Annotated in this window: 13 protein-coding genes; 4 read left to right on the forward strand and 9 right to left on the reverse strand. The window is 35.4% G+C overall.

The features are described 5' to 3' along the window. Positions 1-100: 100 nt before the first annotated feature. The 5 genes from QE429_RS24555 to QE429_RS17215 form a co-directional block, all read right to left on the reverse strand. Positions 101-271, reverse strand: a complete 171-nt coding sequence (locus tag QE429_RS24555) for a YuzK family famiily protein (protein WP_483862228.1) — start codon at positions 269-271, stop codon at positions 101-103. A gap of 521 nt (positions 272-792) precedes the next feature. Next, positions 793-2,004 (reverse strand): GNAT family N-acetyltransferase, encoded by a 1,212-nt coding sequence (locus tag QE429_RS17200; protein WP_307288675.1) that lies wholly within the window; start codon positions 2,002-2,004, stop codon positions 793-795. 136 nt (positions 2,005-2,140) lie between these two features. Further along, complete coding sequence (gene ypfJ, locus QE429_RS17205; RefSeq protein ID WP_307288677.1) at positions 2,141-2,977, reverse strand: KPN_02809 family neutral zinc metallopeptidase; 837 nt, start codon at positions 2,975-2,977, stop codon at positions 2,141-2,143. 298 nt (positions 2,978-3,275) lie between these two features. Beyond that, complete coding sequence (locus tag QE429_RS17210; protein WP_307288679.1) at positions 3,276-3,497, reverse strand: fasciclin domain-containing protein; 222 nt, start codon at positions 3,495-3,497, stop codon at positions 3,276-3,278. Positions 3,498-3,932: 435 nt separating this feature from the next. Next, the gene (locus QE429_RS17215; protein WP_307288681.1) at positions 3,933-4,754 is read right to left on the reverse strand and encodes an ATP-dependent DNA ligase; all 822 of its coding nucleotides are present in this window, start codon (positions 4,752-4,754) and stop codon (positions 3,933-3,935) included. A gap of 194 nt (positions 4,755-4,948) precedes the next feature. Between QE429_RS17215 and QE429_RS17220 the strand changes: the two genes are divergently transcribed. Then, a complete protein-coding gene (locus QE429_RS17220; protein WP_307288683.1) occupies positions 4,949-6,373 on the forward strand; it encodes a DNA sulfur modification protein DndB in 1,425 nt (474 codons plus the stop codon). 698 nt (positions 6,374-7,071) lie between these two features. On the opposite strand, the gene QE429_RS17225 is transcribed toward QE429_RS17220, so the two are convergent. Together QE429_RS17225 and QE429_RS17230 are read right to left on the reverse strand one after the other, a co-directional pair. Then, positions 7,072-8,649 (reverse strand): HNH endonuclease family protein, encoded by a 1,578-nt coding sequence (locus tag QE429_RS17225; RefSeq protein WP_307288686.1) that lies wholly within the window; start codon positions 8,647-8,649, stop codon positions 7,072-7,074. Positions 8,650-9,124: 475 nt separating this feature from the next. Further along, on the reverse strand, positions 9,125-10,039 hold the full coding sequence (locus QE429_RS17230; protein ID WP_307288688.1) for an endonuclease NucS domain-containing protein: 915 nt from the start codon (positions 10,037-10,039) through the stop codon (positions 9,125-9,127). A 210-nt stretch (positions 10,040-10,249) separates the two neighbouring features. Between QE429_RS17230 and QE429_RS17235 the strand changes: the two genes are divergently transcribed. Then, complete coding sequence (locus QE429_RS17235) at positions 10,250-11,137, forward strand: TnsA endonuclease N-terminal domain-containing protein (RefSeq protein ID WP_307288690.1); 888 nt, start codon at positions 10,250-10,252, stop codon at positions 11,135-11,137. A 410-nt stretch (positions 11,138-11,547) separates the two neighbouring features. Here the strand turns inward: QE429_RS17235 and QE429_RS17240 are convergent, their stop codons facing one another. Together QE429_RS17240 and QE429_RS17245 are read right to left on the reverse strand one after the other, a co-directional pair. Then, positions 11,548-12,543 carry a hypothetical protein gene (locus QE429_RS17240; RefSeq protein WP_307288691.1) on the reverse strand — a complete coding sequence of 332 codons (996 nt, stop codon included), beginning with the start codon at positions 12,541-12,543 and terminating at the stop codon, positions 11,548-11,550. Next, positions 12,536-13,129 (reverse strand): hypothetical protein, encoded by a 594-nt coding sequence (locus QE429_RS17245; RefSeq protein ID WP_307288693.1) that lies wholly within the window; start codon positions 13,127-13,129, stop codon positions 12,536-12,538. Before QE429_RS17245 ends, QE429_RS17240 begins: the two co-directional genes overlap by 8 nt. Before the next feature lie 557 nt (positions 13,130-13,686). Between QE429_RS17245 and QE429_RS17250 the strand changes: the two genes are divergently transcribed. Both QE429_RS17250 and QE429_RS17255 read left to right on the forward strand, forming a co-directional pair. Next, positions 13,687-14,238, forward strand: coding sequence for a recombinase family protein (locus tag QE429_RS17250; RefSeq protein ID WP_307290870.1), 552 nt, complete (start codon positions 13,687-13,689; stop codon positions 14,236-14,238). Positions 14,239-14,366: 128 nt separating this feature from the next. Beyond that, on the forward strand, positions 14,367-15,584 hold the full coding sequence (locus QE429_RS17255) for a hypothetical protein (protein WP_307288695.1): 1,218 nt from the start codon (positions 14,367-14,369) through the stop codon (positions 15,582-15,584). Positions 15,585-16,080 lie beyond the last annotated feature (496 nt).

The raw sequence follows: 16,080 nt of genomic DNA on the forward strand, positions 1-16,080 counted from the left end.
GAGATGTCCTTACATTCGAAATTTCTGATAATTATCCAAAAGAAAAGCAAACAAAAAACCGCACGAGTGATGGATACACCCTGCGGTCTTATATTTTTATTTAGTTTTTTAGTCGATTATTAAAATGGACAAGTCTATCTAAATCTGCAACCAGTCTGCAACACTTGATATAATTCTTTTTCCGTCGTGTTTCAACTCTCATTCTCACTGAATGATGTCGCCTGTAATCTTCATAGCCTACTCCATGAGCACTACGCATCGCTTTTTCCATTTCGCTTGTATAACTTAATTGCAAATGATTAATAACAGATCATTCCTTTCAGTTCTTTTCACATGGCGAATTGTTCTTTAACGTAGTTTTCATCTTACCATTGAATTCCAGGGCACACAAAGTCGAAAAAACAGTGTAATTGACTGTATGAAGGAATGACATGTAATCACGAGAAAATATCACTATCATACTTACTATTTTAGCCATATCCTTCCATATCCTGCTTGACCTAACCTTTTCAGCGATAGAAGTAATTTCTTACAAACACATGACAATCAATGACTATTTTTTTCATTTATTAAAAGTGATTAACAGTTCTTTTCAAATGAGTTATATCGACATTTTTTTCAAAACCTCTTGTTTATAATGACAAATATTATTGTATATTGCGCACAAATATTATTAATCTGAGGAGGGAACCTAATGGAAATTCTTCTATACATCGGTACATATCTCTTAGGTGCTCTTGCAATCGTGCACTTGATTACATTCACTTTTAATCTGTTTTCTAAATAAAGCACTTAGAAATAATCCGAAAAATATGGAACCTCTCGTTCAATTAAATTCTCTAATATGTCAATTGTTTGTTGATTACCTGAAAGACGACCAATAACCGCTAAATAAGAAGGTCTCTTGTAGCCAAGTAACATGGTTGTTAATGTTTGAATATCACAAGAAAAGTCCGCTGATCCTTCAGTTTGGTTTAACCTGCCTTGACCTGTGCCAGATACATGAAATGTAAATAATCCCTGATTCCATTCCAAAATCGGATCATCGAGCTTAAGCTTCAGTTGAACCTCTGTACTCATTTTTCTAAAAGGAAATTGAGCTATAAATTGTTTGACGTCTACAATTCGGGCCATGTAATAAGGTACAATGGTTTCTTTAATGTCCCCATCCTCTAGCCAAAAGGCTAATGGGTCATTTGTAAAGGTGCTTCCTTCCACTTTCGACACCATGGAAAAATGAGCACCTATGAAATTCCAGAGTCCGTTTCGCGCCTCTTGATGAATATATACCATTTCCTTTACATGAAGGACATCTTTAGAAATCCAGTACAATAGGTACCCTTGCGGCTGGTGTGAACGATCATAATAAACTGCGGCCGTTAAATCCTCTAAATCCCATCTCCAGTATTCATCCCATGCTAAGTCATTGCGGATCATAGCGGCATGGCGCATACTTGAAAAATTGCTGTAAACCATGCGGATATCGGGATGCTCCGTATCTAATCTTTCTACATAACCAGACACTTTTTTAGCCTTCGGTAATTGATTGTCCCTTATTTCAAAGGTCATCTTATCGGATATAATTTCCCAACCTTTTCGACGGTAAAATGGAATAGAATACGGAAATAAATAAGAGATGGATTGCTTCCTATCCTTCATATCTGTAAGAGCTTGTCTCATCAACTTGTTCATGAGCCCCATATTGGCATATTCGGGATAGGTACCAACACCTGTCAGCCCACCCATTTCAAATGTTCGTCCAAAAATATTCACTTGAAATGGGTAAACGGCAAGCTGTGAAATGAGTTTTTCCCCATCAAACCAACCTAGAACATCTGCCTTCTCCAAAACTGGTCGCTTGGCTAATGCAATCTCACGCTCTTCCCATCCTATCATTTGTAAATCCTTCTTTGTAACTTGAAATACGTAGCGCAATAACTCATTGAACTGTTGAAAATGTCTGGTTTCCACATTTCCCATTCTGAGCCTATCAAGTCGACTCATCCGCTTCCCTCCATGGTGTAAGTATACATATTTACCTTAAGTAATCTCCTAAATAAAGAGAAGTATTCGCCTCCACACATGAAAAAGAAGCTGCCGCATTGTTCGGACAACTTCTTACCTAACATTGATTAACTATTTACAGATTGGCTTGTTTAAAGGTATCTCCACCCTTAATGGTTCCGTTTTCGAATCCTTTCCAAAACCAGCGCTTTCTTTGTTCAGAGGTTCCATGTGTAAAACTTTCAGGTACCACATAGCCTTGTGCTTTTTTCTGGATATTATCATCTCCGACTGCATTTGCTGCATTCAGTGCTTCTTCAAGGTCGCCTTTTTCAAGATACCCCTTCCCCTGTGCGTCGTGTGCCCAAACACCAGCCAAGTAGTCAGCCTGCAATTCAAACCGTACAGAGTATTCATTGGTACGTTTTTGGCTTGCTGATGCATTGCCTCCCATATTCAAAAGCGTTTGGACATGGTGGCCTACTTCATGGGCAATGACGTACGCCATCGCAAAATCACCAGGAGCCTGGAATCTTTGTCTCAGCTCCTGATAAAAACTCAAGTCAATGTAAAGCTTGTGGTCACCTGGACAATAAAACGGTCCCACAGCAGAACTGGCAGTACCACAGGCCGACTGGACACTGTCCCTGTACAAAACAAGCTTAGGATTTTCGTATGTTAGACCTTGTTCCTTGAATTTTTCTGCCCATACATCCTCCGTATCAGCAAGGACTACGGAAACAAAGTCCGCCAGTTCCTTCTCTTGTGTGGATTCTTGATAAGGAGCGCTTGTATCTGACCCAAGATTAGAGGAACTGTTATTTATTAAATCTCCCGGATTACCTCCGAGCAGTGTAAAGAGGAGAACAATAATGATACTGCCGATTCCGCCTCCAATTACCGTCTTACCCCCCATGCCCATACCTCTACGATCCTCAACGTTTGAGCTTTGCCGTCTTCCTTTCCATTGCATATTTCTACCTCCAAAAATAATTGATAGGATAACTAATCAATTTACTAATTCCATAATGTTATACCCATATAACCGAGAATTAAAAGTGTGTTATTTTTGGAAAGTGGTTTTTGGAATGTGAGGTGACACTTCTTGAGGGCTATCGGCATCCGTATCCGCAAATTGTAATGAAAAGATATTAAAGAGGCACTGGAAAATACCCTTCTATTATTTTTCTAAAACGTGAAAAGCTTTGAATACATTACTAAAAGAAATCCCTTCTAGCATAGAGGGGATTTCTTTTTTGTATAAATATGTCTTAAGGCAATAGAACTGAATCAATTACATGGATGACACCATTTGATGCATCTATATCAGGCTTAATAACGTTTGCGTTATTAACCTTAACAGGATTCAGCGTGATCGTAACGTCCTTTTGGGCAAGGGTTTTTGCTTTCATCCCATTTTTTAGGTCTGAGGACATTACTTTACCAGACAAGACATGATACAAAAGAATATTCTTCAAGTCTGGTCTGGCCAATAGTTCATCTGCTGTAATTCCCAGTTCCTTCAAATGAATGGGAGTAAAGTGTGCTTTTAATCTTAGAAAACAAATAAAAGCTACCCGAATATTCGAGTAGCCCGTTAGATAAATTTCAAAACAAACAAATTACAAAGGGAATAGGTAACCTGTTTATCACTTAAATTTGATTGGCGGGACTGCGTGGGAATCGAACCCACCAGACCTGGCACGCAGGTCTCAAGCAGTTTTGAAGACTGTACGTTCTTTTTTCCGCTTAATCAATTCGTCCAATCAGCGTTACATCAACGTTCAATCATCGCCTTAAACAGTTTTCCATCAATTATCGTTACAGTTTTCGTTCGTCCTATACGGTTATATAATAGCTAACGGTAATCAAGATTGTCAATTTCTACGTACCAATTTATGGTCATAAATAACACAAAAGAGTAGGCGCTAAACCCACTCTAGGAAACTCGGAGATCTTAATAATCCTGCCTTCGTTAAATTACGGAATTTCACACGACACTTTACTGGTTCAATAAAAGCAATATCATCCTCTTCCCGATTCACTGGCTTCCCGTAAACATTCTTTCGATTCAACGAACCAACACCTAGTTCCATTACGCCAGAATAACTTCCATCTTCGAATGCCAACAGCAAACCGAAATCCTTTGGCTGCTTTCGATACCCAACGACAAATACATCGGTATACTGATAGTTAATAACCTTCAACCACGATTGTGAACGTTTGCCCACTTCATACCGAGAATCTTTACGTTTTAAGACGATGCCTTCGAGTTCTTGCACTTTTATAGCGTCAAAATAATCTTCACCCTGACCCTCAATGAACTGCGACTTAGAAATCAACGTATTATCCTCAGGCACTATTTCTACAAGCACTTCTTTACGTTCAAGTAATGGTAAGTTTGTGATCCGTTCACCTTTATGCTGAATCACGTCAAAAGCCACGAAGGTTATCGGTGACTTGTCTCTAGAACTCATAAACCGACTCATTACTGCTTCAAAGTCAGGCTTACCGTTGTTGTCACTTACAATTAGCTCACCATCAAGTACTTTATCTGGTGGAATATCTATGTTGTGAAGTTCAGGGAATATCGATGTGATTTCGTTATTGTGTCGTGAATACAAACGGACTTTTCCCGCATTATCAACTGAATATATTAAACGAATTCCGTCAAGTTTTAGTTCCGTAATGTAATCTTCTGAATTAAACGGTTCTTCTTTTTTATGCAATAGCATTGGCGATATAAACATATAAACACCTCGTATAGTATTCTATCAGATTATAAAATGGAAACTACAGGGCGAAAGTTTAAGAAATTAACCAGGAGAGTGATTTATTTTATCCTGGATTTTTTTTTCTAATTAAAAAAGTATCCTGGGTTCTAAAACTGACTCTCCTGGAGTATTCATTTAATGTATTCATTTTATTGGGAGGGGGTTTATTTATGTTCAATAAAGTAATTAATGATACTGTAGCACCTCTTAATCAATTCATTCGTCTTGGAGACTCATCTGATATGCAGTTAAAAGCTTTTATATGTAATAATTTGGGATACACTACTCTTCTTGTAAAACTACCCATGTATGATTTTTTCCGTATGTCAGACGTGGCAAATGAACGTGGAGTGAATGGTGAGGCAGTAGCCCAACGAAAATTAGATTCAAATCACACTTCAAATTTGGCTCGTTATATTTTGAAGGGTTTACTTGCAGCTTCTATAAATAAACGAAAACAAGAAGATATCCCAGTAACAGATGCACATATACAACTTCAAACAAAACTTGGTAGCCAACCTTACCTTTCTTTGCAACCAATAGTTGTTAACTTACGAACTGCTGGACGTAATGCTCAAAATTTACGGGGACAACAACTAGAGACAAATAACAATGAAGGTATAGGCGTTCGTTTATGGTTAGGTCAAAAGGATATTATGTGGGTTGTGGATGGTCAACATAGGCGGATGGCGATGAAATTGGTGATTGACTTTTTAGAAGAAGTCAGACGTGACCAGAAATATCCTACAAAAAAGCAATCCTTATTCCCACATGGTCGTGATGACAGAACTGTACCAGAAGACGAGTTAAATGTTTGGCTAGATTGTTATGATATTACCAGATCACTTTGCACGGTTACCGTCGAAATGCACCTTGGATTGGACATCCTAGAGGAGCGTCAATTGTTTCACGACCTTAACAATTTGGGAAAAAAGGTAGAAAAAAGTTTGGCCTTAGAGTTCGACAGCTCCAATCCTATAAATGCTTTTATAAAAAACAAACTATTGGATACAGGGTTAATAAAAATTTCTCCAGGAGATAAAGTAGATTGGGATGACGATGATGGTTCATTAACAAGAAAAGATGTTGTAGCAATCAACGCCCATCTTATAATTAATAAAACTAACATTAATAGCGCTACTCCATCAGAAGTAGTTTCACGTTTAGGAATTGCAAAACGTTTTTGGGAGGCTGTCACTCAAATACAGGGTTTTGGTGAAGAAAACGCAAAGAGAAAGACAGTTGCTGCACAACCAGTCGTTTTAAAAGCACTAGCAAAGCTAACATATGATTTTGCATTTGGCCGTTCCCATAATGAAAATTTGCTTACCTTATTACTCGATGGTATAACGAACATCGACTTTAGCCATGACAATCCAATTTGGCGTTACTATCAATTAAGTAATGAACAAATAAAGGATTATCAATTGGAACTTTTAAAAGATTATCTTCCAGACAATTCTACTGGTAATCGAGACATTGGATTCTACGATGAAAAAACAGGATGGATGCGCTTTGGAAGCAAGCATAACGATATTTTCCCAATCATTGGTGACATGATCCGTTGGACACTTGAATTACCTAACCGTCATTAATCTTAGGACAATGTCTATCTTATATGGTAGGCATTTTTCCATTTGTTCACAATTTTGTCGAAACGGCTTAAGTCGAATTTGTCGAAGCCTTCTTTAAAGAGAGGAGGTGCATAAATGGCAAAGTTAATTACTGTCAATAGAGCAAAAGCCGAAATTAAACAATTGAAGTATTTTGTCGATTTAGTCGAGATCTATGAAGCAGACACTAACAATCAGTAAGGAATATGCTATCACGAATAGTATTTTTTGTCGTGACGAAAAGGTCGAATATTGACAGGGAATACCTAACAGGCGTTATAAAAAGTAGGGGGTCAGATGAACTACATAAATTGATGCGTTCGGGGTATATGTTAAAAACAAAACCAAACAGGCACTGATAATGTAAGTATCCTTCGGGGTGCTTTTTTAATACCTAAAAAATTCAAGTAAAAAAAGGGAGATTGTTATCTCCCCCACTTTTTCGGACAATATTTCCTTCAGTAATTCTACTAATGCCCTTTCTTCGTTTGGTCGTTAGTTCCGAGTTCAACTTGGAAGCTTTCGATAAGACGGCATGGACCATTTGTTTTAAAATCGTATCAATTGTTAAAGTAACTTTGCCATGTTTAATAAAATGGTCAAAACGAAAACTATACTTTATTTAAATTTGGTGCTTTATTTTATTACCTACTACGATTTTGACAAAAATCAAAAAAATCTTAATTTTTCATAGTAGTATTACAAAATGGGTGAGATAGTTGTCCATTATCTAATGTACCCATTCCACCATCTTGTTTCCTAACAATATGATCAATTGTAATGGCATTTGCATGTATATAACCATTACACAACTTACATTTTAGTGCTTTTTCAAGTGCTTCCTTCATGAAGATAGCTGATTTAGTTTGACTTGAGAATTTGCTGGCGAAAATTATTTGATCGGAACTATTAATAGATGTTAAATAATTAAATTCTTTACTTTGAAGTATTTCATCAACTACCTTTTCTTTATCTTTCCCTTCAGACAAATTGAGAATAATATTTAAGTAAAAATCTTTTATGAACGGATAAGCTCTTAATGCACTTCTGTGCCTACGAACAATTTGTTGGATTAAATAGTCATGCTCTAGAATAATCTCCTCAAATGTTTCACGTACATTAGTGAATTGATTATATGAGGATTTCTTATTATTTTCAAACTCTAAGATAAGTGCAGTAATTGCATAAAAAGAAGCAATTTTATGTCTGCCTGTTTGCGAATAAAGATAAACAGCAGGGTGTAAGCCAAGTGATCCTGGATGTGTACTATTTATTCTTCTAGCAATTTTTCTGCAATTGTTTAAGAATTTAATAGTATAATTTCCATCAGTATCATCTTCAAGTTCATCGTGAGTTATATCATCTACCTTAGGCTTTACTCCATTTACAATATTAACGAAATCCAATACTAGTGGTAAAGTTTGAGATGCATATATACTACCACCGATTGGCAAATCGAGAGTCTTGATCGGATTTTTCAAATGTGGAGTGAACAATATGTCATGTATCTCTTTTGCGAGTTCCTGAATTTCTAATTGCTTAATTTCACTAAACCTGGACCAATATTTGTGGCCCTTACCACTTCTAATTACAGCCCTTGCTGCAAGACCGTTGGGTTTTTTTCTTGATTTTAATAGACGCATTTCTGTAGGATCAATTGGAGCTGCATGCTGGTTTATCTTAAAGAATGAGGTCTCAGCAGTGGACGAGTCTCCTTCTACCCATTGAAGTTGTATTGCTAAAGCACCTAAGCTTTTTGCCCTTTGAGCAATTTTAGCATCTACCTTTTCAGGTGATTTAATTGCTAATTGATAATCTAGGAAAGATCCGATTTTCTTTTTAACTGTAGCTCTCGTTTTTTCGGCAATCTCAATTTGTTCATCAGGAATTTTGCCATCATAGAATTGCTTAGAAATTAAACCATCTCCATAGTCATCGTTTATCCATGCTGCTAATGCGCTAATTCGATGCGATCCATCTATTACAAAGGTAAAGCTACTTGCACTTCTCCAAAGAATAAGTGCTGGAATAAGCTCGCCATCTAGAAAACTTTCAATTAAATTACATATTGTATCTGGATCCCACTCATTTGTTTCTCTTTGAAAATCAGGTTTTCTAACAGCTGAGAAGAAAAATGCGTCTTCTTTTAAGTCAGTTATTGACAATGTTGAAGTATTTTTACCAATGCTTTTGTGATTATCCTCTACTTCGAAATCTTCTCTAGGTATCAGTGCATCTAAATTAACTTTTTTTGACATTTGTCATTACCTCTTATTTTGAATTTACCTAATATTAACACTTATTTGGGAATTTTTGCACCTTTTTAATTGTTTCGTTTATTAAAGAGTCCAAAACTCGCCTTGTTTAACGACTATGTTTAATTAATATAGTCATTTGGAATTACATCACTGAGATTTCCGAATCTAAAAAAATTTTAAAAACGGTTTTTGCATTGGGGAACGATTGATTTTTGCATGAAGGGATGACACAGGTCTAAATAAACTTAGAGCGATTAGAAACATCAAACTTACGCAATCTCATCAAGTTTCGAGATTTTATGTACAAATTCGTTAATCATCAGGCGTAGTGCTGGATCAATACGCATCTTCCTCTTGCAAAGGGGTTGTCCCCTTCTTCATATCCATAATGGACATAATACATTTACAAACAAAAAACGAACCATCTATAGGCCCTCTTTTCACTATTAAAGAGGAAAGTAAATAGATTTCTATATTAAATTACATCTAATTTCCAACCGAAAGTTTTCACAAAGATGTTTTCCTTTTTAGCTGCAGCCATTTCCTCTTCAAAATACGGCAGTATACCTGGGCAAACAATCAACCCTTTAATATTCGTGTAACCAAGTTCATCTCTGCATAACTTCATATAATGTTTTATTTGTTGTTTTACCTCACGCCCTATCTTATCTTTTTTAATTTCAACTACAACCACATCATCATTCATTGGATTAAGTAACAGAAGATCTAATCTTGAATCATCGAAAAATATATATTGCTGCTTTAATAGTTTAAGACCTTTACCTAATATTTCAGGATTACTTGCTATAAATTTCTCTATGTCTCTTTCAAGCACCTGAAAAACTTCCTCGGTTGATAACAGCTTATTCGATAACCGCCCACTCTTTTCATTGTCTCTGATTAAATCTAAAAATAGCTTTATATCGTTATCATTTAACACCTTCCATGTTCTTAGAGCAGAAGATAATGCTGCTAAAGGCGTTTGATTTGGATTAAGGTTAGATGGTCTAGAAAGTTGTTTTAATAAGTGTTCATTCAATTCAAGAGGTACGTCTAATACTTTAGAACGAATTGGGTTTCCAAAAACAACACATTCATTATTTTCCAGTTGATTTCTATTCTTCAAAAGATGATGGTTGTTATATTTATCCCTAAACAACGGGTCATCTATTATTTCCTTCACAAGGTGTACTTCTTCTACAAAATAATAAGCCGTTATATACCTTTTATCGTAAATAGTCTTGTGAAAAAATAAATAATCCCCTTTATTTAAACCTAATAGCTTTTCCCCATTTATTTTTAAATCACCATACGTAAACTCCTTTAACATCGGGTCCTCATGCCCATTATTTTTTTCTGGATCAACGTAGCCAATCAAATAGCTTGCCATATCTCTACACCCCTAATATTGGTAATTGTACTTTAAATATAACAAAAAATTATTATCCAATTGTAGTTAATTCTATATTTAAAAATATTCCTAGCGTAAAAAACTTTTAAGGTTGAAGTGTAGTCTCTTTTTCTATAAAAAACTATATAATAGGAACCCTAACTCAGGTAAAATTAAGTAGAAGCTTCACGTTCATGAGGGGGGTTAAAATTGAAGGATAAAGTCGTTCAGGGGATACGCCGTCAACAATGTTTAGGGATCAAATATAAGAATGAATATAGAGAAGTTGAACCATTCTTTCTCATTAGATATGACAGGAAATTATATATGGTGGGATATTGCCGATTAAGGAGTGATTGGCGTACATTTCGAATATCTAGGATGGAGAAATGCTATGTTTTACAGCAACCAATTGTTCAAAGCAAAAAACCGTTAAAGGATCTGCCCCTTGAACGCTTCGAACATAGAGAGTCTATTCAGATAATAGAGGAAGTTGGTGTTAATCAAAAACAGAAAGCAGTAGAACAAGGATACCCTAAAAAGATTAAATTTACGAAAGCAAATCGGGAACGATTATGCAGAAGTCCACTGGAAGAACTTGTGTTTAAGGAACTAGAAAATGATAGCCGAGTAATTTCTTTTGACATTGAACCAATAAAAATACCTTATCTGTTTAAAGGAAAACATAGAAATTATATTCCGGATGTGCTTATAGAATATAGGGGCGGCAAAAGAGTGTTGATGGAAATTAAATTATCAGGTGATATTCAAGCGCCTATGAATCAAGCAAAATTCCGAGCGGCAAAAGAATATGCCAAAGAACATGGGATGACTTTTACAATAAGGGGGCTAGAAGGGAAATCAAAAAAACAGAAAGAATGGAATGATTTAGATTGGGAGATTACAAAAATCAAAGAGAAAAAGACATCTTCATTCAACACAACATGCTCAACTCCTCCTTCAAAAACCACCAATACATCACCGTTAATTACAGATATACCTACTTCTCCTTCAGTAGAATCTAATAATAGGAATTGGTGGAAGTGGATCATTGGTTTATTGGCCGTTATTTGGATTTTACAGGATGTCTTAAAATGAACCATACTTCGCACGTCTTGATTAATAAATAGTACACTGTATTCATCTACTGTGTTTTATCAAAATACTATCACAAGGGAAGCGATCTATCATAAGTTGTAAAAACAGAAGTCAAAATGATTCATTTCCGATATAGCCCTTGCCAAAATTGGAGGGGCTTTTTTGTGTAACAACCCATCAGCTGCTCCTTATGTTTCTGTAATTAATTAAAAATTATTTGCCAATATTGAAAGACGACCTATTATCGTCATAATATAGAGATTTATGGGTTTTAAATTTTCATTCCCATGTATGTGTTACACCAGGCATAGTGCATATATAGGTGTGCGTTTTCTCTTGCAAAGGGGTGGCTCCCCACGATAAAAGAAAAGCGAACCATCTATAGGCTCGCCTGTTGATTCTGTTTATACTCATTGATTATTTAAATCTTGTGGAAGTACATAGTGATTATATACTTTTTCTACCCAATCAAAAAATTCATCATTCATTCTATCGCCTTTTGCCATATTGCAATACTTGCAGCAGGGTACTACATTTCCGTTAACATAACCTTTGGAACTATCAATTCTATCTATTCCATTGTGATACAAAACGAAGTCAGTCCTTACATCTTTAACTTTCTTTTTTTTATAATCCTTATCATAAGTAACATTGCTTTTACTGAGACCACAGTAATAACAAGGCTCCATTATCAATTTTGAAAAGCATATTTGAGAAATGATTTGATCTAGGAATTTCTTCTTCCTATTTCGGATTTTCAACTTATTATATAGGTATCTAATTAACAAAGTTTCTCTGTCTTCTTGTAAATTAGTATGCTTGCCTTCAAGTTTGTAACACCCACAAGATAAAGTTCTATAACCTTTTTTTCTCAGTAAATCATATCCTCTTACAACATGTCCCTTAGTTCCACAAGAACAATCACATATCCAATATATTGAACCTTTTTTGTCGGTTTTTTCAGACTTTTTTACCACGGTTAGCCTTTCAAAAGTTTGTCCAATTAAATTTTGTTTCCTCTCTTCCCTAAGACATCCACACGATTTTTTTCCTTTACCATCAATTCTGAGTAAGTCCGAACCCCTGACTATAATACCTTTTTTGCCACAAGAACAATTACATTCCCACAGTGACTCTTTCTTTTTAGAAGTACTCTCGGCTTTTTTTATGACAGTAAGCCTTGTAAAAGTTTGTCCTAATAAATTTTTTTTCCTCTCTTCCCTAAGACACCCGCAAGATTTAATTGCACCATTTCTCAAATAATATCCACTTACAATCTTACCTTTTGTACCACATTTACAATTACACTCCCAAAAACTTTCTCGACTATCATTCTTACCTTCCGAACGTTTAAAAACTGTTAATCTTCCAAATGTTTTCCCTGTTAAGTCAATTAAATTAGACATTATTTTTCCTCCCTTCTTTGAGATGTAATTCGTATATTCTTTTTATTAGTCCCTTAAAATCATCTTCGCTCAATGTACTCTTCGCCATATTACAATGCTTACAAGCAGGTACCACATTAACCGCTCTATAACCTAATTTACTATCTACCCTATCCAAACCATTGTAATGAAAAACAAAGTCCGAACCTGAACTTCTATCGGTTATATAACTATCGGGTAAGGCATTACAATAAAAACAGTTATTTATGATAAGTTGACAGAACATATCAAATGGTAAAAGGTTATCAATAGAATCCTCCAATGTGTTTATATGCCTTGCACGTACTTTTTCGTAAAGCCTCATACTTAAGGTTGTTTTTCGGTCATGCTTAAATCCTGCGAGTTCCTTTACAAGACATCCACATGAATTTGTAGGTTTCTTTTTATCTACTAAACTCTGTTTAAGTATTGATTTAGTTACACCGCATGAACATTTACATATATAGTAGGGCTTTTTTCTTTCTCTGCTTTTTTCAATATCCTTACCAATTACAGCTAATCTACCAAAAGTTTGTCCTTTTTTTAAAGGTTTAATTTCTTTCGACATTACAATCACCAACATTTCCCAAAATTCATAAATATAATACCATAAAAATTTCCATTAAAGGCCATGGTTTACTAGATGGAATGAATAACTCCAACTTCATTTTGTACAACATTAGGCGTAGTGCATATTCAAAATAAGCGCCTTTCATGAAGAGTTGACTTAGGACCGCTTTCGGATAACCGATGCTGAACATACTTATCAAACTTAACGCCCTTACTTTTTGGTATCGCAAATTCAAGATTTTCGCTTAAATGTTTGCATTGCACTAGGCGTATGACTATTTACTGGATGGGCTTCTCTTGTTAAGGGGTGGCAGGTGGCGATGGTGCTATTGTATTCTTTTCCTCTAACCCAACTTTTTTATAGACCTCATAACATAAAGTTGTTCCACTTCGGCGCAGCCATATAGAGGGAGCGGAATGTCTCTACCTTTGTATGTATGTTTTACTTCTATTAGTTTCATAACTTTTAAGTATTGACACCAGTTTCTGGAAACAGTATTATCAAGGTATCAAGCGGTGTCATAACTTAGAGTCATAAATTCAGGAGGACAAATGATGAAATACGGTTACGCACGGGTAAGCACAGTACAACAGGACCTGGAGGCACAATTAAACGCACTGAGAAATGAAGGATGCGATGTTATCTATTCGGAAAAGTTTACGGGAACGAAAGCAGACAGACCGAAATTTCAAGAGGTACTTTCAAAACTAGTAGAAGGCGACACATTGGTAGTAACGAAATTAGACCGCTTCGCACGATCTACAGTGGATGCAATCAACACAGTAAAGGTACTATTTGAACGAGGAGTTAAGGTTCATGTCCTGAATATGGGGTTAGTGGAAGACACGCCAACAGGTAAGCTGATACTTACGATTATGAGCGGTTTTGCTGAGTTTGAACGTGATATGATTGTAGAGCGGACACAAGAAGGTAAGGCAATAGCCAAGCAGCGTGAAGACTTCCGAGAAGGTCGACCTAATAAATTTACCAAGAAGCAAATCGCCCATGCTTTAAGGCTATTAGAAACGCATTCATACAAGCAAGTGGAAGATTTAACTGGTATCTCTAAGAGTACGTTGATACGTGCTAAAAAGAAGTTACAGTAGACACCTTACCAAAATGGTAAGGATTTTTCGTTTTAAATCTTAATCCAGGGTAAACTTGGTTCATGAAGATAATTGACTGGTAGGTCTTTTATATGATTTGTATAATTATAATGAGAAAGAGGTGTAATATGGAAAATTGTTTACTAATAAAAGAAGAATTAAATAGTCTAGATAAGGAAAAAAGAGATATTTTCCTTCAATACTTTACTAAAAGTTTAGAAGAATTTACCACAGATTGGCAGTACAGTGGGGAATTTACGGAAGATGAATCTAAAGAAGAATATTATATCGGTTGTGACCAGACTACATTTAAATTAAATGAAAATTCTAAACCAGCCACACTTAAATTTAATTCTATTTGGAAGAAAGGTACTGTAGAATCAATTGAGGCTTTTTGCGATGACAATTCTATTAACTGGGTTGATTTTTTAAAAAACAAAGTAACACAATCTTTAGCATCTGCCTTCGGTCAAAAGGTTGAGAGTTTCTTCTTTAGAAAAAAATATTATTACATAGGAAATAAATTAGATGGAGATTATTTTATACAAAATTGGAGAATCTCTCCTGCTACCTCTGTTTCCAATTTTTATTCTGAAAGTGTACTCTATTTTGATATGAAAGTTGAAGGTATAAACACTCAACATGCTTATTCTATCTACGATCGTTTTAGCAAAGAAATAATGGCGCTTTTGTCAGTAATTCTTAATAAAGGTATTTACGAAGGCAAGTTTGATTTTAGATGGGCAGGCAAGGAAGGTGAGTCCTCAATATTACTACAATTAGGTTACAGAGACGAAACTATTTATCCAGAAGATATGCCTGCCAAGGACCGAGAAAAATTGGGAAAATTTATTGAACCTAAAGAAGTAACTGTTATTAGAGACATAAAAAGTAATCTATGCCCACCTAACAATATTAGGAAATTATTTCGAGCATATCATAATCTCGAATCTAGAGAAAAAGAAGCTTTTCTTAGCGCTTCAAGAATGTTTCAATTGGCTTTATCTCTAGGAAATCATATGACTACTGTAAATGTCTCTTATCAAATTGCTGCTTTGGACTCTTTATCAAAACTGATACGTGAAAATAATAAGAATAAAAATGCAATTTTATCACTTGTTAGGCAATATTGTCCCAAAGATGAAATAATAGTAGGTAAAATGTACGATAGTATTAGATCTGCTCACTTTCATCAAGGACATTTCAGTGAAAGGGATACTGGTGGTTTTAGCTATAAACCATTTATGGGACCAGATTATCTTTATGGACAAGAGGACTCTTTTCTTTTCAGTAAAATTACACGTAATGTTTTAATAAGTTGGTTAACCGATAGAATCTCTGATTAACCCTTACTTTATTAATGACCGTATAAGCTTACGGTCTTTTTTTAGTTAGATAAGTATGGGGAAGTAAGGGATAAATGCTTTAATACTACTATTAAAATAGTATATAACACTCTATGAAAACAGAAGTTATGTTAAGATGTCATATCATTATAGACAATAAATTAATATAATTTAAAGAAACCCTAATATAAATAACATTTTTCTATTTTGCTTCCCCTTAGATACACCCCTGGAGTTTTTCGAAAAGTGACAGTTTCCGCCACGTGTCATCAAGCGTTTTTTCATCAAATTGAATTCATCGCTGCGGATCATTACCCTTCAACAAGTTCGTACCCCTTCCTTTCAGGTCTGTACAGTCCGTTTGATTACTAATAGGACACCACAGTCCGTAGGGTTATCATTAATCGGTCTAGCCAGTCAGTTCGTACAAACACTTACCCCCCTGTGCAGTCCGAATGCTATGTAGTTCGTTTTTCGAATAATCTATCCACTTATA

Source organism: Bacillus sp. SORGH_AS_0510, assembly GCF_030818775.1.
GTDB lineage: Bacteria > Bacillota > Bacilli > Bacillales > Cytobacillaceae > Neobacillus.